General features: G+C 60.8%; 13 protein-coding genes, 2 tRNA genes and 1 pseudogene. 12 read left to right on the forward strand and 4 right to left on the reverse strand.

The features are described from left to right. Positions 1-289 precede the first annotated feature (289 nt). The 3 genes from JV201_RS02500 (at position 290) to JV201_RS02510 (ending at position 4895) form a co-directional block, all read left to right on the forward strand. Positions 290-1477: an ATP phosphoribosyltransferase regulatory subunit gene (locus JV201_RS02500; protein ID WP_003217507.1), complete on the forward strand. Its 1188-nt coding sequence runs from the start codon at positions 290-292 to the stop codon at positions 1475-1477. Positions 1478-1531: 54 nt separating this feature from the next. Beyond that, positions 1532-2821, forward strand: coding sequence for an adenylosuccinate synthase (locus JV201_RS02505; protein ID WP_003217505.1), 1290 nt, complete (start codon positions 1532-1534; stop codon positions 2819-2821). Between the two features lie 139 nt (positions 2822-2960). Beyond that, the gene (locus JV201_RS02510) at positions 2961-4895 is read left to right on the forward strand and encodes a methyl-accepting chemotaxis protein (protein ID WP_087692478.1); all 1935 of its coding nucleotides are present in this window, start codon (positions 2961-2963) and stop codon (positions 4893-4895) included. Positions 4896-5003: 108 nt separating this feature from the next. Here the strand turns inward: JV201_RS02510 and JV201_RS02515 are convergent, their stop codons facing one another. The 4 genes from JV201_RS02515 to JV201_RS02530 form a co-directional block, all read right to left on the reverse strand. Then, positions 5004-6569: an iron ABC transporter permease gene (locus JV201_RS02515; RefSeq protein WP_003217500.1), complete on the reverse strand. Its 1566-nt coding sequence runs from the start codon at positions 6567-6569 to the stop codon at positions 5004-5006. Next, on the reverse strand, positions 6569-7594 hold the full coding sequence (locus JV201_RS02520; protein ID WP_008439094.1) for an extracellular solute-binding protein: 1026 nt from the start codon (positions 7592-7594) through the stop codon (positions 6569-6571). The genes JV201_RS02515 and JV201_RS02520 overlap by 1 nt, the downstream gene beginning before the upstream one ends. Positions 7595-7739: 145 nt before the next feature. After that, positions 7740-7826, reverse strand: a tRNA-Leu gene (locus JV201_RS02525). Positions 7827-7999: 173 nt separating this feature from the next. Continuing rightward, a tRNA-Leu gene (locus JV201_RS02530) sits at positions 8000-8086 on the reverse strand. A gap of 224 nt (positions 8087-8310) precedes the next feature. Between JV201_RS02530 and rnr the strand changes: the two genes are divergently transcribed. From rnr to JV201_RS02575, 9 genes and pseudogenes are all read left to right on the forward strand, one after another. After that, positions 8311-10944 carry a ribonuclease R gene (rnr, locus tag JV201_RS02535; protein ID WP_008439093.1) on the forward strand — a complete coding sequence of 878 codons (2634 nt, stop codon included), beginning with the start codon at positions 8311-8313 and terminating at the stop codon, positions 10942-10944. After that, positions 10941-11696, forward strand: a complete 756-nt coding sequence (gene rlmB / locus JV201_RS02540; RefSeq protein ID WP_003217493.1) for a 23S rRNA (guanosine(2251)-2'-O)-methyltransferase RlmB — start codon at positions 10941-10943, stop codon at positions 11694-11696. Before rnr ends, rlmB begins: the two co-directional genes overlap by 4 nt. Before the next feature lie 307 nt (positions 11697-12003). Next, positions 12004-12426, forward strand: coding sequence for a 30S ribosomal protein S6 (gene rpsF, locus JV201_RS02545; RefSeq protein WP_003217491.1), 423 nt, complete (start codon positions 12004-12006; stop codon positions 12424-12426). 28 nt (positions 12427-12454) lie between these two features. Then, positions 12455-12685: a 30S ribosomal protein S18 gene (gene rpsR, locus JV201_RS02550; protein WP_002551829.1), complete on the forward strand. Its 231-nt coding sequence runs from the start codon at positions 12455-12457 to the stop codon at positions 12683-12685. A 36-nt stretch (positions 12686-12721) separates the two neighbouring features. Then, entirely contained in the window at positions 12722-13609 is an 888-nt protein-coding gene (locus JV201_RS02555; protein WP_003217488.1) for a hypothetical protein, read from the forward strand. Between the two features lie 18 nt (positions 13610-13627). Next, positions 13628-14074: a 50S ribosomal protein L9 gene (gene rplI / locus JV201_RS02560; protein WP_003171376.1), complete on the forward strand. Its 447-nt coding sequence runs from the start codon at positions 13628-13630 to the stop codon at positions 14072-14074. A 120-nt stretch (positions 14075-14194) separates the two neighbouring features. After that, entirely contained in the window at positions 14195-15589 is a 1395-nt protein-coding gene (gene dnaB, locus JV201_RS02565) for a replicative DNA helicase (protein ID WP_003217484.1), read from the forward strand. A gap of 99 nt (positions 15590-15688) precedes the next feature. Then, positions 15689-17992 (forward strand): YgiQ family radical SAM protein, encoded by a 2304-nt coding sequence (locus JV201_RS02570; protein WP_008439091.1) that lies wholly within the window; start codon positions 15689-15691, stop codon positions 17990-17992. A gap of 221 nt (positions 17993-18213) precedes the next feature. After that, positions 18214-18461 (forward strand): annotated as a pseudogene (locus tag JV201_RS02575) (NAD synthetase); the annotation flags it as partial.

The following is an 18461-nucleotide window of genomic DNA, read 5'->3' on the forward strand; positions in this document are numbered from 1 at the left end:
CTGAGAATCGCTCCGTCGGGCGGCTAAAATTCCGGGCGGGGTGATCCTTTCAGAAAACGGGTGTATGATGCGGCAGCCGGGAAATTCCCGGCTTTTTTGCGTCTGCATGTTTGATTGTGGTTTTGCTCCGCAGGCGCCACAGGTTTTTCGAGGAAAGTGCCCGACGAGGCCGATTGTTGGTCGTTCGTCACGTCGCTCTTGCGCGTGGTTTATGCAGGGGCCGGGTATTTTCTGCTTCACTCAAGGCTCGCCCGAGGGCTGGCCGCCCGGATCATAGGGGAATGGCGTAATGGCAACGGTAGACCGCTGGCTGCTGCCAGATGGCATCGAAGAAGTACTGCCACCAGAAGCTGCGCGCATTGAAATCGCGCGCCGCCAGGTGTTGGATCTGTTCCAGAGCTGGGGTTACGAGTTTGTCGTGACTCCGCATATCGAGTACCTGGAATCCCTGCTGACCGGCGCGGGCCAGGACCTGGATCTGCGCACCTTCAAGGTCATCGACCCGCAATCGGGCCGGCAAATGGGCTTTCGTGCCGACATCACGCCGCAAGTAGCGCGCATTGATGCGCACACCCTGCGTCGCGAAGGGCCAAGCCGCCTGTGCTACGCCGGCAGCGTGCTGCATGCGCAACCGCGTGCGTTGTCGTCGTCCCGCAGCCCGATCCAGTTGGGCGCCGAGTTGTACGGTGATGCCAGCCCGAGCAGCGACGTGGAAGTCATCAGCCTGATGCTGGCCATGTTGCAGCTGGCCGATGTGCCGGATGTGCACATGGACCTTGGGCATGTCGGTATCTACCGCGGCCTGGCCCGTGCGGCCGGCTTGTCGGGTGAAGTGGAACAACAGTTGTTCGATGCCTTGCAGCGCAAGGCCATCGATGAAGTGATTGCCCTGACGGCGGGCGTGCCTGCCGACCTGGCCGGCATGCTGCGTGCGCTGGTGGATCTGTGTGGCGGCCGTGAAGTACTGACCGCCGCCCGTGATCGCCTGGCGAATGCGCCGGCTGATGTATTGGCGGCCCTGGACGATGTGCTGGCGATTGCCGAGCAGTTGTCTGCGCGCTTCCCGCAGTTGCCGCTGTATTTTGATTTGGGTGAGTTGCGCGGCTACCACTACCACACCGGTGTGGTGTTCGCGGTGTTTGTCCCGGGTGTTGGCCAGGCCATCGCCCAGGGCGGTCGTTACGACGATATCGGCGCCGACTTCGGTCGCGCTCGTCCGGCGACCGGTTTTTCCACCGATTTGAAAACCCTGGTGACCCTGGGGCGTGCTGAGGTCGAACTGCCGTCTGGCGGTATCTGGATGCCCGACAGTACGGACGCAGCACTCTGGCAGCAGGTTTGCCAGTTGCGCAGTGAGGGTCAGCGTGTGGTCCAGGCCTTGCCTGGGCAGCCATTGGCCGCCGCCCGTGAAGCGGACTGCGACCGGCAATTGATTCAGCAGAACGGGCTTTGGCAAGTTTCGCCACTGGCTTCTTGAGTTTTCCTGCCGGCCACTGCCGGCACCAAGTTTGCGCGAATGAGGACAAGTGTTATGGGTAAGAATGTCGTAGTCCTGGGCACCCAATGGGGTGATGAGGGCAAAGGCAAGATCGTTGATCTGCTGACCGAACATGCTGCCGCCGTAGTGCGCTACCAAGGTGGCCACAACGCTGGCCACACCCTGGTCATCGATGGCGAAAAAACCGTCTTGCACCTGATCCCGTCGGGTGTACTGCGCGAAGGCGTGCAGTGCCTGATCGGCAACGGCGTGGTGGTTGCACCTGACGCCCTGTTGCGCGAGATCACCAAGCTGGAAGAGAAAGGCGTGCCAGTGCGCGAGCGCCTGCGTATCAGCCCTTCCTGCCCGCTGATCCTGTCCTTCCACGTTGCGCTGGACCAGGCCCGTGAAAAGGCCCGTGGCGAGCTGAAGATCGGCACGACCGGTCGCGGCATCGGCCCAGCCTACGAAGACAAGGTTGCACGTCGTGGCCTGCGTGTGGGCGACCTGCTCAACATGCCGCGCTTTGAAGACAAGCTGCGTGAACTGGTGGATTACCACAACTTCATGCTGGTGGGTTACTACAAAGAGCCGGCCATCGAGTTTGAAAAGACCCTGGCCGAGTGCAAGGAATACGCCGAGCTGCTCAAGCCGCTGATGCTGGACGTGACTGCCGAGCTGCACGACCTGCGTCGCGCCGGCAAAGACATCATGTTCGAAGGCGCCCAGGGCTCGTTGCTGGACATCGACCACGGCACCTACCCGTACGTCACCAGTTCCAACACCACCGCTGGCGGCGTTGCGACGGGTTCGGGCGTTGGCCCGATGTTCCTGGACTACATCCTCGGCATCACCAAGGCATACACCACGCGTGTAGGTTCGGGTCCATTCCCGACTGAACTGTTCGACGACGTCGGCGCGCACCTGGCCAAACAAGGCCACGAGTTCGGCGCGACGACCGGCCGTGCCCGCCGTTGTGGCTGGTTCGACGCCGTTATCCTGCGTCGCGCTATCGATGTGAACAGCATCTCGGGCATCTGCCTGACCAAGCTGGACGTACTCGACGGCCTGGAAACCATCAACATCTGCATCGGCTACAAGGATGCGGAAGGCAAGGACGTTGCCCCGACTGACGCGGACAGCTACGTAGGCCTGCAGCCTGTGTACGAAGAAGTGCCAGGCTGGACCGAATCGACCGTGGGCGCCAAGACCCTGGAAGAACTGCCAGCCAACGCCCGCGCTTACATCAAGCGCGTCGAAGAGCTGATCGGTGCGCCGATCGACATTATTTCGACGGGCCCGGACCGCAACGAGACCATCGTTCTGCGTCACCCGTTCGCTTAATAAGCTGTTGATGTAAAAAGCAAAGGGCTCCTTCGGGAGCCCTTTGTCGTTTCCGCCTGGTAAACGGCACGACCCTTGCTATGGTTCTTTCTTTCGCGGTGCTATCAAATTAATGGCACCCGTGGTGGAGGGATTCCCAGTGTCTGCCGTTCTCTCATTGTTACAAAGCCGGCTGTTGCGGCCGGTGTTCGTTACCCTAGGTATCGCTCTTTTGGTGCAAGTACTGGTGGCCGTCGCCCTGACGCGAAGCACCGTCACTGCATTGGAAGCTGATTTGGGCAATCGCCTGGGCGTCGACAGCCAGAAACTGTCCGGCGAGTTGGCGCAAGCCGGCAAGGAAGTGACATCCAGCCTGGACAGTCTGTCTTCCAGCACGCGCCAGCGTCTGACGGCGGGGCTGTCCACGCGCCTGCAGGAAGAGCAGAAGCAACTGCGTGCGACCCTGGAAAAAGACCTGCAGGACTCTGCCAATGACATGGCGCAACTGCTCGCCTCGGTGGCGCCGCGCGCCATGTGGGACAGCGACGTGCCGACGCTGTCTGAGTTTGCCCGCAGAGCCCAGCGCAATCCCAACGTGTTGTTTGTGGTGTATGACGACGCGGCTGGTGAGCACCTGACCCGTTACCTCAATCGTGAAAACCCGATCAACCAGGCGCTGCTGGAAAAGGGCAAGGGCGAACGTGCCCTGGATAAAGTGCTGGATGCGGCGAAGAATGATCCCTCGGTGTTCTACGTCGAAGCGTCCATCAGCCCCAATGGCGTAGAGATCGGCAAGGTCCGCATGGGGGTTTCGACTGCCTCGGTCGAGGCTGACCTGGCCGCGCTGGACAAGCGTTTTGCTGCACTGATTGCCAGCGGTGACCAGTTGGTGGGCGACAGCCTCAAGGGTGCCGCGGCTGACAGCGCGGCGGCCATGGGCGCGCGTTTGCAGTCGGCGCAAGCCACCGCCACCCAGATGACCGCCAATACCACCAGCACCGTGCAAGAGGCGGCGGGCACCTTGCGCTGGCGCATCGGCATGGGCCTGGCGGTGGTAGGTTTTGGTGTATTGCTGTTGATTGCTGTAGTGCTCGGCCGTCGGGTGGTCAATCGCCTGAAGCTGCTGATTGCAGCGATGGACGATTTGGCGGCAGGCGAGGGCGACCTGACCAAGCGTGTGCAGATCAACAGCCGGGACGAAATCGGCGACATGGCCTCGGCGGTCAATCGCTTTGTGGATAAATTGCAGCCGATCGTGCGTGAAGCCGGTGATGTGGCCCAGCGTACCGGCGTGGAAATCGGCGCGATGACCCTGCGCAATGCGGGTGCCGATGCGGCCGCCGGCTTGCAGCGTGATGAGGTTGCCGAAAGCCTGCGGGCGCTGTCGCAAATGGCGGATGAGGCCCAGGCGGAAAGCCATGCGATGCAGGCGGCCTTGCAGCAGGTGGTGGATATTCGCCAGGCGACTGATGAAAATTCCCGCACTTCAGCCGAAGTCGGCAGCTTGATCGAGGCGTTGGCGGGGCAGGTGCAGGCCGGTTCCAAGGTGATCGAGCGGCTGGCGCAGCAGAGCGAGCAGATCGAGGTGGTGTTGACGGTGATCCACGGGATTGCCGAGCAGACCAACCTGCTGGCGCTCAACGCGGCTATTGAGGCGGCGCGAGCCGGTGAGACCGGGCGCGGCTTTGCGGTCGTGGCGGACGAGGTTCGCGCCCTGGCCAGTAAAACCCAGAGTTCTACCGGCGACATCCAGGCCCACATCGTGGCCTTGCAGCAAGGCGCCCGTGAGGCTGTGGAAACCATCGGCAAGGCCGGGCGCCAGGCCAGCGAAGGTTTGCTGGTATTACGCGACAGCGTGCGCCTGCAGCAGTCGGTGCAGGCCTCGGTGGAGCAGGTGCATGCAGCGATTGGCCTGGCGACGCGGGCGGCTGAGCATCAGGCGCAGGGTGCGCATGCGGTGCGTGGGCGAGTCGAGATCATTCATGCCCAGGCTGAGCGAGCGGCGCAGGCGGTGGTAGAGACTACAGCCAGTGGCAAAGTGCTGGATGGGTTGGCTGCGCAGTTGAAGGCGAGCTTGGGGCAGTTCCGGGCTTGATGTCGCCTGGTGCGGCCCTTTCGCGAGCAAGCCCGCTCCCACATTCGACCGAGTTCCACTTCTGGAATGCGAGCAAATGTGGGAGCGGGCTTGCTCGCGAAAGCTATTTCAGCGGCTCAGGTACATCCGCGTCGTAAGCAAATACACCGGCAGTCCCGACACCAAAATCAACAATGCCGCATAGGGCGCCGCTGCCGCGAATTCCACATTCGAGGTGTGCGCCCACACGGCAGTTGCCAAGGTGTTCAGCCCGGTAGGGCTAAGCAGCAACGTCGCCGTCAATTCCTTCATCGCATCCAGGAACACCAGCGCAAACGCCGCCCCCAATGCCGGGAAAATAATCGGCAGCGTCACCCGGCAAAACGCACTGAACGAAGACGCGCCCAGCGTTCTCGCCGCCTCTTCCAGCTGTGGTGCTGCCTTGTTCAGCGCCGTGCGGATCGGCGCCTGGGCCAGGGGCAAAAACAGCAGCGCATAAGCGATCAGCAGCAACGCCGACGTTTGATACAGCGCCGGCACGTAATGCAGGGCGAAATACACCAGTGTCAGCGCAATCACCAGGCCGGGCAGGGCGTGCAGCAGGTACGGCAGGCGTTCCGCCCACAGTGCGAGCTGGCCCTTGTAGCGCACCACCAGCAAGCCCACCGGCACGGCAAACAACAGGCAAAGCGCGGCGCCACCCAGGGACAGCGCCAGCGAAGAAAGCAGCGCCTCGCTGATCTCGGCTATCGGAAATGCCGCCGAACTGCCCACTGCCAGCCAATAACCGAGCATGCCCAGTGGAATGCCGCTGCCGATGATCGCCAGGAGCAGGCAATACAGCTGCCCCAGCGCCGCCCATTTGCCGAGTCGAACCTGTTCGGCATGCCGCGCCGCGCCCTGGCCGGTACGCACGTGCCGGCCCTTGCCGCGCACCCGCAGCTCCAGCCAGAGCAGCGTCAGGCACATCACCAGCAGCACCGCCGAAAGCATCGCCGCATTGGCGTTGCTGAACTCCAGCTCGAATTGCTGGTAGATTGCGGTGGTAAACGTCTGCAAGCCGATGATCGACAGGGCGCCGAACTCCACCAGCATATGCAGGGCAATCAACAGTGCCCCGGCCAGCAGTGACGGCCACAGTAAAGGCAAGGTGATGCGAAAGAACACGCCCCAGCGATTCAGACCAAGGGTGCGGGCCGATTCTTCCAGGGATGGATCAAGATTGCGCAGGGTTGCCGCCACCGGCAGAAACACCAGTGGGTATTTGGACAGGGTCATCACCAGGATCGCTCCGCCCAACCCTTCAAAGTTGGCGCTTAACGAAACCCAGGTAAAGCTGCTGACAAACGCTGGCACCGCGAACGGCAGGCACAGGATCACTCCCCAGATCCGCCGCCCCGGCAGGTTGCTGCGTTCCAGCAGCCAGGCCAGGGACAAGCCGATCACGCCGCAGGCCACGGTGACGCCGACCATCAGCGCCAGGGTGTTGCGCAGCAACCCGAATACATAGGGCCGCCACAGCAAATGCACCGCTTCGGCCCATCCTGCCTGCCAGGCCTTGAGGCCGACATACGCCAGCGGCAACAGGCTCAGGCCTACCAGCAGCAGGACTGGTAGCAGCAACCAGATCGAAGGGCGTTTGCGTCTCGGCGTAAAACCCCCGCGCAAGGCGGGGGCGGGGAGCGATGGGTTCATCAGTTCAAGCCAACGTCACGTTCCAGTTCCAGGGCTTCTTCGGCGTTGCCCAGGTCGGCAGGGGTGACTTTCGGCGGTTGCAGCTCGCTGAAAGGCTTGAGGCCGCGGTTGGATTCCATGCCCTTGCGCAGCGGGTATTCGGCGGAAGTGTTGGTGATCACCCGCTGGCCTTCTTCGCTGGCCATGAATGCCAGCAGTTGCTGGGCTTCCTTTGGATGCTTGCTGGATTTCAGTGCAGCCGCGGCAGACACGGTGATCAGGCCACCGGCATCGCCGTTGGTGAAGTAGTGCAGCTGCGAATCCAGGTTGGTTTTTTCTTTCTTCAGGGCGAACCAGTAGTAGTTGTTCACCAGCACGGTGGCGACTTCGCCATTTTCCACGGCCTTGAGCGCAACCATGTTGTTGCTGTAGACCTTGCCGAAAGCGCGCAGGCCGGTCAGCCACTCTTCAGCCGCTTCGCGACCGTGCAGCTTGATGATCGCTACGGCTTGTTCCTGGAACGCGCCGCTGGTGGGCACGAAACCGACCTTGCCTTGCCACTCGGGCCCGGCGAAATCCAGTACCGACTTGGGCAGGTCTTTTTCGGCGATCAGCTTCGGGTTGAAGGCCACGACGCGGGTGCGTGCGGTCACGCCCATCCAGGCGCCGTTGGCGGCCACGTATTCCTTCGGCAGGACGTCGAGGGTGCTGGCGTCGATGGTTGCCAGCAGGCCTTGCTCGCCGAGTTTATTCAGCGGCGGCGATTCTTCGGTGTAGATCACGTCGGCAGGGGAGCGGTCACCTTCTTCGACGACCTGGCTGGCCAGCTGGTTGCTGCTGCCCTTGCGCACATTGACGTGGATGCCGGTCTTGGCTTCGAAGGCCTTGGCAAGTTCATCGCCGACCTCCTTGTGTTGGCCGTTGTACAAGGTCAGTGCAACCTTGTCGGCAGAATAGGCAGCGGGCGAGAGCAGGGTCAGGCCGAGCAGAGTGATGGTCAGGCCACGCAGAAGGGATGTCTTGAGACGGGTATCGCGGATCATCATCCGGGGTTTTCCTCACTTGAGTGCAACAAATCCTTACAAGGATAAACGATAAAACTTCTCAAGTGCGGACGAGGGGGGAAATCACCGGTCAGGTTTTCAAACCCCGGAAACGAAAAAACCCGCTTTCGCGGGTTTGATCTGAATTTGGTGCCCAGGAGAAGACTCGAACTTCCACGACCTTGCGATCACCAGCACCTGAAGCTGGCGTGTCTACCAATTTCACCACCTGGGCATTATCAACGCTTGCGCTGTTGATGGAGCGAACTATACGGAGGGCTTTTTGATCTGTAAACCCCTGATTCAAAAATATAAATCAAGATTCTTGTTAAAAATCAAAGGCCTGAAACGCAAAAACCCGCTTTCGCGGGTTTTTGGAGACTCAAGGCATAACCTTGAGTTTGAAATTGGTGCCCAGGAGAAGACTCGAACTTCCACGACCTTGCGATCACCAGCACCTGAAGCTGGCGTGTCTACCAATTTCACCACCTGGGCAGCATCAACAACGTTGCCGTCGTCGATGGCGCGCACTATACGGAGGCTATTTTGAGCTGTAAAGCCCTGCCATGAAAAAAGTCTGGAATATTTCGCCGACGGTCGCGCAAGGTGCATTCCAAGGGCTACAAAGTGCTTTTACGGGCTTGTTGACACCTGAAATTTCCCGTTTCAATACGCGTATGCCAAACTAACCCGCATATAGACAAGGTGAAAACTCTCTAATGGCCGATTGGCAGTCCCTCGATCCCGAGGCCGCTCGTGAAGCGGAAAAATATGAAAACCCCATTCCTAGCCGCGAACTGATCCTGGCGCACCTCGCCGATCGGGGTTCGCCTGCTAGCCGCGAGCAGCTGGTTGAAGAATTCGGTCTGACCACCGAAGACCAACTCGAGGCCCTGCGTCGTCGCCTGCGCGCCATGGAGCGCGATGCCCAGTTGATCTACACCCGCCGCGGCACCTACGCGCCGGTGGACAAGCTCGACCTGATCCTCGGCCGCATCGCCGGCCACCGTGACGGTTTCGGCTTCCTGATCCCGGACGATGGCAGCGACGACCTGTTCATGAGCCCTGCGCAAATGCGCCTGGTGTTCGATGGCGACCGTGCCCTGGCCCGCGTTTCCGGCCTCGACCGTCGCGGTCGCCGTGAAGGCGTGATCGTCGAAGTGGTGTCCCGTGCCCACGAGTCCATCGTCGGCCGTTACTTCGAAGAAGGCGGCATCGGCTTCGTGGTGCCGGATAACCCCAAGGTCCAGCAGGAAGTGCTGATCACTCCGGGGCGCAATGGCGCCGCGAAAGTGGGCCAGTTCGTCGAGGTGAAAATCACCCACTGGCCCACTGCGCGCTTCCAGCCACAGGGCGATATCGTTGAAGTGGTCGGCAACTACATGGCGCCGGGCATGGAGATCGATGTTGCGCTGCGCACCTACGATATCCCTCACGTCTGGCCTGAGGCTGTGCTCAAAGAAGCCGCCAAGCTCAAGCCGGAAGTCGAAGAAAAAGACAAAGAGAAGCGCATCGACCTGCGTCATCTGCCGTTCGTCACCATTGACGGCGAAGATGCCCGCGACTTCGACGATGCGGTCTACTGCGAAGCCAAGCCTGGCAAACTGCGCCTGTTCTCCGGCGGCTGGAAGTTGTTCGTCGCGATTGCCGACGTGTCCAGCTACGTGAAGATCGGTTCGGCCCTGGACAACGAAGCCCAGGTGCGCGGCAACTCGGTGTACTTCCCCGAGCGCGTCATCCCTATGCTGCCTGAGCAGCTGTCCAACGGCCTGTGCTCCCTGAACCCGAAAGTCGACCGTTTGGCCATGGTGTGCGAGATGACCATCTCGAAAACCGGCGAAATGACCGACTACCAGTTCTACGAAGCGGTGATTCACTCCCAGGCGCGCCTGACCTACAACAAGGTCAGCACCATCCTGGAACAGCCGAAAACCAGCGAAGCCAAGGCCCTGCGCGGTGAGTACGGGCATGTCGTGCCGCATCTCAAGCAGCTCTACGCGCTGTACAAGGTGCTGTTGGGCGCTCGTCACGTGCGTGGCGCGATCGACTTTGAAACTCAGGAAACCCGGATTGTCTTCGGTTCTGAGCGCAAGATCGCCGCAATCACCCCGACCACGCGCAACGATGCTCACAAGCTGATCGAGGAATGCATGCTGGCGGCCAACGTGGCCACCGCAGAGTTCCTCAAAAAGCACGAGATTCCTGCGTTGTACCGGGTGCACGACGGCCCGCCGCCGGAGCGTCTGGAGAAGCTGCGCGCGTTCCTCGGTGAGCTCGGCCTGTCCCTGCACAAAGGCAAGGACGGCCCGACGCCGAAGGACTACCAGGCTCTGCTCGCGAGCATCAAGGACCGTCCGGATTACCACGTGATCCAGACCGTCATGCTGCGCTCCCTGAGCCAGGCGGTGTACAGCGCCGATAACCAGGGCCACTTTGGCCTGAATTACGAAGCGTACACCCACTTCACCTCGCCGATTCGTCGTTACCCGGACTTGCTCACGCACCGGGCGATCCGCAGCGTGATCCATTCCAAGCAGAACACCCCGCACGTCAAGCGTGCTGGTGCCATGACCATTCCGAAGGCACGGATCTATCCGTACGACGAAGCGGCGCTGGAACAGTTGGGCGAGCAGTGCTCCATGAGCGAGCGCCGTGCCGACGAAGCCACCCGCGACGTAGTGAACTGGCTCAAGTGCGAGTTCATGAAAGACCGCGTGGGCGAGTCGTTCCCGGGCGTGATCACTGCCGTGACCGGTTTTGGTTTGTTCGTCGAGCTGACCGACATCTACGTCGAGGGCCTGGTGCATGTCACCGCCTTGCCGGGCGACTACTACCACTTCGACCCTGTGCATCACCGCCTGGCGGGCGAGCGCACCGGTCGCAGCTTCCGTCTGGGCGATACCGTGGAAGTGCAGGTCATGCGCGTCGACCTCGACGAGCGCAAGATCGATTTCGGTATGCCTGACAAGCCGGCTGAACCGACTGGCCGTAAAAAACGTGGCGGCGAAACTGCAGCCCCGGCTAGCAAAGGCAAAGGCGCTCCTGCGAAAGCAGCGGTCGCCGAGCCTGCGCCAGCCAAGCCTGCGCGTCGTTCGTCTGCCAAGGACAAGGCCCCCGAAGCCTACCGCCCTAGCGATGCCGCGGCGAAAAACGCCGAGCTGCGCAAGAGCCGCGAGTTGAAGCAGCAGTTGCTCAACGAAGCCAAAAGCGGTGGTAAAGCGGCGTCTGGGGGAAAGTCCCGCGAGGCGGAAAAGCCGTCGAGCAAGCCGAGTAAACACCGTAAAGGCCCGCCAAAAGCGGGTTCGGCCCCCGCGAAAAGCGGCGGGTCGCGCAAACCTAAGGCCAAGTCATGAGTCTGGAAAAAATCTACGGCGTGCACGCCGTAGAAGCATTGCTGCGTCACCACCCGAAACGCGTCAAGCAGGTGTGGTTGGCAGAAGGCCGCAGTGAGCCGCGTGTTCAAGCGCTGGTCGAACTGGCCAATCAGAACAAAGTTGCCATCGGCCAGGCCGAGCGGCGCGAGATGGACGTCTGGGTCGAAGGCGTTCACCAGGGCGTGGTAGCCGACGTCAGTCCAAGCCAGGTCTGGGGCGAAGCGATGCTCGACGAGCTGCTCGACCGCACCGAAGGCGCACCGCTGTTGCTGGTGCTCGACGGCGTGACCGATCCGCACAACCTCGGCGCCTGCCTGCGTTCGGCGGATGCTGCCGGTGCGTTGGCGGTGATCGTGCCTAAAGACAAGTCGGCAACCTTGACGCCTGTCGTGCGTAAAGTCGCCTGCGGTGCGGCGGAAGTGATTCCGTTGGTGGCCGTGACCAACCTGGCGCGCACCCTGGAGAAACTCCAGCAGCGCGGCCTGTGGGTCGTGGGTACGGCGGGGGAGGCTGAGGTCAGCATTTATGACCAGGACCTCACCGGCCCGACCATCCTGATCATGGGGGCCGAAGGCAAGGGCATGCGCCGCCTGACCCGCGAGCATTGCGATTACCTGGTGCACCTGCCGATGGCCGGTAGCGTCAGCAGCCTCAACGTTTCAGTCGCAACGGGCGTCTGCCTGTTCGAAGCCCAGCGCCAGCGTGGCGCCAAGGCTAAAGCCAAGAAATAACCAAGTCTGGCGCAGGTCAAAATGTGGGAGGGGGCTTGCTCCCGAATACGGTGTATCAGTCAGTGCATTTGGTGACTGGCACATCGCTTTCGGGAGCAAGCCCCCTCCCACATTTGTTTTTGTGGTGTATGGGGGCTGTTCAAATAATCACCAATCACCTTGCACCCTTTCTCCCCCTTCTCTACAATTGCGCCCCTTGCCTTCATGGCAGGCACGCATGTGCCTCCCTTCGGCAAGATCCATAAGTGTCATTCACTCCTTGTCTGACCGTTTTTGAGCGGCAGGCTACAACCCGTAAGGAGCATTCATGCGTCATTACGAAATCATCTTTTTGGTCCACCCGGATCAAAGCGAGCAAGTCGGCGGCATGGTAGAGCGTTACACCAAGCTGATCGAAGAAGACGGCGGCAAAATCCACCGTCTGGAAGATTGGGGCCGTCGTCAACTGGCCTACGCAATCAACAATGTTCACAAGGCTCACTACGTGATGCTGAACGTTGAGTGCACTGGCAAGGCCCTGGCCGAGCTGGAAGACAACTTCCGCTACAACGATGCAGTGATCCGTAACCTGGTCATCCGTCGCGAAGAAGCCGTTACCGGCCAATCCGAGATGCTCAAGGCTGAAGAAAACCGCAGTGAGCGCCGTGAGCGTCGCGACCGTCCTGAGCACGAAGGCGCTGAAAGCGCTGATAGTGATGACAGCGACAACAGCGATAACGCTGACGAGTAATCCACGGACCTTTTAAGGAGCCTATCAAATGGCACGTTTCTTCCGTCGTCGTAAATTCTGCCGCTTCACCGCTGAAGACGTGAAGGAGATCGATTACAAAGATCTCAACACTCTGAAAGCCTACGTATCCGAGACCGGCAAAATTGTTCCAAGCCGCATCACCGGTACCAAAGCTCGTTATCAGCGTCAGCTGGCCACCGCTATCAAGCGCGCCCGCTTCCTGGCCCTGCTGGCCTACACCGACAGCCACGGCCGCTGAGACCGGGCAGTCGACAAGTAGTAAGGGATTGAATGCATGCGCGCCTTAGCTGAGTTCATCATGCGCGGTCGTGTGCAGGCCACTCTGGTAGTGGCTGGATGTGCAGCATTGCCGTTGTTGTATTGGTTGGGTGCTGCCGCGGGTTGCCTTGTGCTTCTGCGGCGCGGTTTGAAGGACGCCCTTGGCGTTCTTGCCCTGGGAATACTGCCGGCCTTGGTCTGGTGGTTGAAATTCGATGATCCACGGGTACTTCTGGTACTGCTCGGTTCATCGACCCTTGCGTTGGTTTTGCGCGCAAGTGAGTCCTGGGTCCGTACGCTGCTGGTCAGCGTGGCATTGGGGTTGGTGTATTCACTGGCGCTTGGCGCGGCTTTCCGCCCGCAAATCGAGGCGCTGGCGCAGGAGATCATCAAGATCCTGCCGCTGGCCCTCGGGGATCTCTACCAGCAGTTATCGGTAGAGGAGCGAGCGCGCTTTGCGTCAGTGGTTGCACCGATGCTTACCGGCCTGATAGCGGCACTGTTGCAGATTGTCAGCTTGCTGAGCCTGATTCTGGGGCGTTACTGGCAGGCGTTGTTGTATAACCCGGGTGGTTTTGGTCGCGAGTTTCGCAGTATCAGAATCCCCGCTGGACCGGCGATGTTGCTGCTGGCGTTCATGGTGGTCGGGCCGACTTTTGGCCTGGCGCTGTTGGTGCCGTTGTGCAGCGTACCGCTGGTATTCGCCGGCCTGTCCCTGATTCATGGGCTGGTGGCGCAAAAGCGACTGGGCAGATTCTGGCTGGTGGGGTTGTACGTGACGCTGTTGCTGTTCATGCAGCTGATCTATCCGTTACTCGTGGTCTTGGCCATTGTCGACGGCCTGATTGATTTTCGCGGTCGTCTGGCGCCGAAAGACGCCGATAACGCGAACGGTGAAGGTTAAAAGTTAGAGGATTTTCACATGCAACTGATCCTTCTGGAAAAAGTCGCCAACCTGGGCAACCTGGGCGACAAAGTGAACGTTAAGGCCGGCTACGGTCGTAACTACCTGCTGCCATACGGCAAAGCCACCGCTGCAACCGCTGCCAACCTGGCTGCGTTTGAAGAGCGTCGTGCTGAGCTGGAAAAAGCAGCAGCAGACAAAAAAGCTTCGGCCGAAACTCGCGCTGCCCAACTGGCTGAGCTGGAAGTGACTATCACTGCCACCGCCGGTGACGAAGGCAAGCTGTTCGGTTCGATCGGCACCCACGACATCGCTGATGCACTGACCGCCTCCGGCGTTGAAGTGCAGAAGAGCGAAGTTCGTCTGCCGAACGGCACCATCCGCAATGTTGGCGAATTCGATGTAGCCGTGCACCTGCACGCTGAAGTCGAAGCAACCGTACGCGTTGTTGTGGTAGCAGCTTAAGCAACACCTAACTGACTGGCACCTCGCGTGCCAGGCAGTTAACATCGGGCACGATCCTGTTCACAGGTCGTGCCTTTTGTTTTTCTGTAGCTCCTGATTCTCCAACTATTCCAAGTGGCCATGAACGATATCTCCGCTCCTGAGCAATATGACCTGCAAACCGCTGCCCTGAAGGTGCCGCCGCATTCCATCGAGGCCGAACAGGCCGTGCTCGGTGGCTTGATGCTGGACAACAACGCCTGGGAACGCGTGCTGGATCAAGTCTCGGACGGCGATTTCTACCGTCATGACCACCGCCTGATCTTCCGCGCCATTGCCAAGCTGGCCGACCAGAACTCACCGATCGACGTGGTGACCCTGGCCGAGCAGTTGGACAAGGAAGGCCAGACGTCCCAAGTGGGCGGCCTGGGTTACCTGGGCGAGCTGGCGAAAAACACGCCATCGGTCGCCAACATCAAGGCGTATGCGCAGATCGTCCGTGCGCGGGCCACGTTGCGCCAGTTGATCGGCATCGCCACCGAGATCGCCGACAGCGCGTTCAACCCGGAAGGCCGCACTGCCGAAGAGATTCTCGACGAAGCCGAACGGCAGATCTTCCAGATCGCCGAGGCCCGGCCGAAAACCGGCGGCCCGGTCAGCGTCAACGACTTGCTGACCAAGGCCATCGACCGTATCGACACCTTGTTCAACACCGACAACGCCATCACCGGCCTGTCCACCGGCTACACCGACCTCGACGGCATGACCAGCGGCCTGCAGCCAGCCGACTTGATCATCGTCGCCGGCCGTCCGTCCATGGGTAAAACCACCTTCGCCATGAACCTGGTGGAAAACGCCGTGTTGCGCAGCGACAAGGCCGTACTGGTTTACTCCCTGGAGATGCCAGGCGAATCGCTGATCATGCGTATGTTGTCGTCCCTGGGCCGCATCGACCAGACCAAGGTGCGTGCCGGCCGCCTGGAAGACGACGACTGGCCGCGGCTGACCTCGGCGGTCAACCTGCTAAACGATCGCAAGCTGTTTATCGATGACACCGCGGGCATCAGCCCGTCGGAAATGCGCGCGCGTACCCGACGCCTGGTGCGTGAGCACGGCGATATTGCCCTGATCATGATCGACTACCTGCAGTTGATGCAGATCCCGGGCTCCAGCGGTGACAGCCGGACCAACGAGATTTCCGAGATTTCCCGCTCGTTGAAAGCCCTGGCCAAGGAATTCAACTGCCCGGTGGTTGCCCTGTCGCAGCTCAACCGATCTCTTGAGCAGCGTCCGAACAAACGCCCGATCAACTCCGACTTGCGGGAATCCGGAGCGATCGAGCAGGATGCTGACGTGATCATGTTCGTATACCGGGACGAGGTGTATCACCCGGAGACCGAGCATAAAGGCATCGCTGAAATCATTATCGGTAAACAGCGTAACGGGCCAATCGGCACCACGCGCCTGGCCTTCATCGGTAAATACACCCGCTTCGAGAACCTGGCGCCGGGCAGCTATAACTTCGAAGACGAGTAAAAGCGCTGCCCGCCAATTCCGACTGCAAAGGTCGGAATTGGTCAAATTTTGTGCTATATTCCGCGCCCGCGATTTTTCATCTCAACACCGGTCACCGTCATGCAAACAGCCAAGCCGTTATTTGACTATCCCAAGTACTGGGCCGAATGTTTCGGTCCTGCGCCATTCCTGCCGATGAGCAGGGAGGAGATGGATCAGCTTGGCTGGGATTCATGCGACATCATCATCGTCACCGGTGACGCGTACGTGGACCATCCGTCGTTCGGCATGGCAATCATCGGCCGGCTGCTGGAGTCCCAGGGCTTTCGCGTCGGGATCATTGCCCAGCCCAACTGGCAGTCCAAAGACGACTTCATGAAGCTCGGCGAGCCGAACCTGTTCTTCGGCGTCGCGGCCGGCAACATGGACTCGATGATCAACCGCTACACCGCCGACAAGAAAATCCGCTCCGATGACGCCTACACCCCAGGCGGCATGGCCGGCAAACGTCCGGACCGCGCGAGCCTGGTCTACAGCCAGCGCTGCAAGGAAGCCTACAAGCACGTGCCGATCGTGCTCGGCGGCATCGAAGCCTCCCTGCGCCGCATCGCCCACTACGACTACTGGCAGGACCGTGTACGCAACTCGATCCTGATCGACGCCTGCGCCGATATCCTGCTGTACGGCAACGCCGAGCGGGCCATCGTCGAAGTCGCCCAGCGCCTGTCGTGGGGCCACAAGATCGAAGACATCACCGACGTGCGCGGCACTGCGTTCATTCGCCGTGACACGCCTGAAGGCTGGTACGAGGTGGACTCCACCCGTATCGACCGTCCGGGCAAGATCGACAAGATCATCAACCCGTACGTGAATACCCAGGACACCCAGGCCTGCGCCATCGAGCAGGAAAAGGGCCCGGTGGAAGACCCGGAAGAGGCCAAGGTGGTACAGATCCTGGCCAGCCCACGCATGACCCGTGACAAGACCGTGATCCGTCTGCCGTCCGTGGAAAAAGTCCGTGGCGACTCGGTGCTGTATGCCCACGCCAACCGCGTGCTCCACCTGGAAACCAACCCGGGCAACGCCCGCGCGCTGGTACAGAAGCACGGCGAAGTGGATGTGTGGTTCAACCCGCCGCCCATTCCCATGACTACCGAAGAAATGGACTACGTGTTCGGCATGCCTTACGCCCGTGTTCCACACCCGGCGTACGGCAAGGAAAAGATCCCGGCCTACGACATGATCCGCTTCTCGGTGAACATCATGCGTGGCTGCTTCGGCGGCTGCACCTTCTGCTCGATCACCGAGCACGAAGGCCGAATCATCCAGAACCGTTCCGAAGAGTCGATCATTCGCGAAATCGAAGAGATCCGCGACAAGGTGCCAGGCTTCACCGGCGTCATTTCCGACCTCGGCGGCCCGACCGCGAACATGTACCGCATTGCCTGCAAGAGCCCGGAAATCGAATCCGCGTGCCGCAAGCCATCCTGCGTGTTCCCGGGCATCTGCCCGAACCTGAACACCGACCACTCGTCGTTGATCCAGCTGTACCGCAGCGCCCGTGCGTTGCCGGGTGTGAAGAAGATCCTGATCGCTTCCGGCCTGCGCTACGACCTCGCGGTCGAGTCGCCGGAGTACGTGAAGGAGCTGGTGACCCACCACGTCGGTGGTTACCTGAAGATCGCCCCGGAACACACCGAGGAAGGTCCGCTCAACCAGATGATGAAACCGGGCATCGGCAGCTATGACAAGTTCAAGCGCATGTTCGAGAAGTACACCAAGGAAGCGGGCAAGGAGCAGTACCTGATTCCTTACTTCATCGCCGCCCACCCGGGCACCACCGATGAAGACATGATGAACCTGGCCCTGTGGCTCAAGGGCAACGGCTTCCGCGCCGACCAGGTGCAGGCGTTCTACCCGTCGCCAATGGCCACCGCCACAGCGATGTACCACTCGGGCAAGAACCCGCTGCGCAAGGTCACCTACAAGAGCGACGCGGTGACCATCGTCAAGAGCGAAGAACAGCGCCGCCTGCACAAGGCCTTCCTGCGCTACCACGACCCGAAGGGCTGGCCGATGCTGCGTGAAGCATTGACTCGCATGGGCCGTGCAGACCTGATCGGGCCGGGCAAGGAGCAACTGATCCCGTTGCACCAACCGTCCACCGACAGCTACCAGAGCGCCCGTCGCAAAAACTCGACGCCGGCTGGCAGCCACAAGGTTGCGAAGGAAACCACCACCAGGATCCTCACCCAGCACACCGGCCTGCCGCCGCGAGGCAGTGATGGCAGCAACCCTTGGGACAAGCGCGAGCAAGCCAAGGCCGCAGCCATGGCGCGCAACAAGCAGGCCGCCAAGGAGCGCACCGACGCCGCCAAGGGCAAAGGCAAGAAGCCAGCCCGCAAGCCGGTGGTGCCGCGTTGATCGCCGCCTGAAACGCAAAACGCCAGCCTCGTGCTGGCGTTTTGCTTTCTAGCGGGTGGGTAGCCTGTTTGTTAAGGTGGCGCCCATTCGAGCGCCATCGCAGGCAAGCCAGCTCCCACATGTGACCGGGTTTCAGCATGAGAATGCGGTCGAATGTGGGAGCGGGCTTGCTCGCGAAAGCGCCAGTTCAGACACCACCCATTTCAAGGAAGAACACCCCCATGAGCAGCCCCCTGCTTGGCATCGGCATGGACTCCAACCGCTCCCAGTTCATGGCCCGCCAGCGCATCGAAAGCCAGATCAACCTGCCACGCCTGTTTGCCGCCATCGACGCCGACCCCGGCATCGTGGGGGCGGGTGTGGTGTATATCGATGCCGACTTCAACATCGTGACCCTGCGTGAATTCAAACCCCTCTGCAGCATTAAGCCCAAGCGCGTGATTCTGCGGGAGGCGCAGAAGTACATTGC

Source organism: Pseudomonas sp. Colony2 (genome assembly GCF_019382755.1).
Lineage (GTDB): Bacteria > Pseudomonadota > Gammaproteobacteria > Pseudomonadales > Pseudomonadaceae > Aquipseudomonas.

What these genes read in the sequence shown, in the direction of transcription:
- JV201_RS02500 (WP_003217507.1), top strand. Translation starts at nt 290, where the DNA reads ATGGCAACGGTAGACCGCTGGCTGCTGCCAGATGGCATCGAAGAAGTA.
- JV201_RS02505 (WP_003217505.1), top strand. Translation starts at nt 1,532, where the DNA reads ATGGGTAAGAATGTCGTAGTCCTGGGCACCCAATGGGGTGATGAGGGC.
- JV201_RS02515 (WP_003217500.1), bottom strand. Translation starts at nt 6,569, where the DNA reads ATGAACCCATCGCTCCCCGCCCCCGCCTTGCGCGGGGGTTTTACGCCG.
- JV201_RS02520 (WP_008439094.1), bottom strand. Translation starts at nt 7,594, where the DNA reads ATGATGATCCGCGATACCCGTCTCAAGACATCCCTTCTGCGTGGCCTG.
- rnr (WP_008439093.1), top strand. Translation starts at nt 8,311, where the DNA reads ATGGCCGATTGGCAGTCCCTCGATCCCGAGGCCGCTCGTGAAGCGGAA.
- rlmB (WP_003217493.1), top strand. Translation starts at nt 10,941, where the DNA reads ATGAGTCTGGAAAAAATCTACGGCGTGCACGCCGTAGAAGCATTGCTG.
- rpsF (WP_003217491.1), top strand. Translation starts at nt 12,004, where the DNA reads ATGCGTCATTACGAAATCATCTTTTTGGTCCACCCGGATCAAAGCGAG.
- rpsR (WP_002551829.1), top strand. Translation starts at nt 12,455, where the DNA reads ATGGCACGTTTCTTCCGTCGTCGTAAATTCTGCCGCTTCACCGCTGAA.
- JV201_RS02555 (WP_003217488.1), top strand. Translation starts at nt 12,722, where the DNA reads ATGCGCGCCTTAGCTGAGTTCATCATGCGCGGTCGTGTGCAGGCCACT.
- rplI (WP_003171376.1), top strand. Translation starts at nt 13,628, where the DNA reads ATGCAACTGATCCTTCTGGAAAAAGTCGCCAACCTGGGCAACCTGGGC.
- dnaB (WP_003217484.1), top strand. Translation starts at nt 14,195, where the DNA reads ATGAACGATATCTCCGCTCCTGAGCAATATGACCTGCAAACCGCTGCC.
- JV201_RS02570 (WP_008439091.1), top strand. Translation starts at nt 15,689, where the DNA reads ATGCAAACAGCCAAGCCGTTATTTGACTATCCCAAGTACTGGGCCGAA.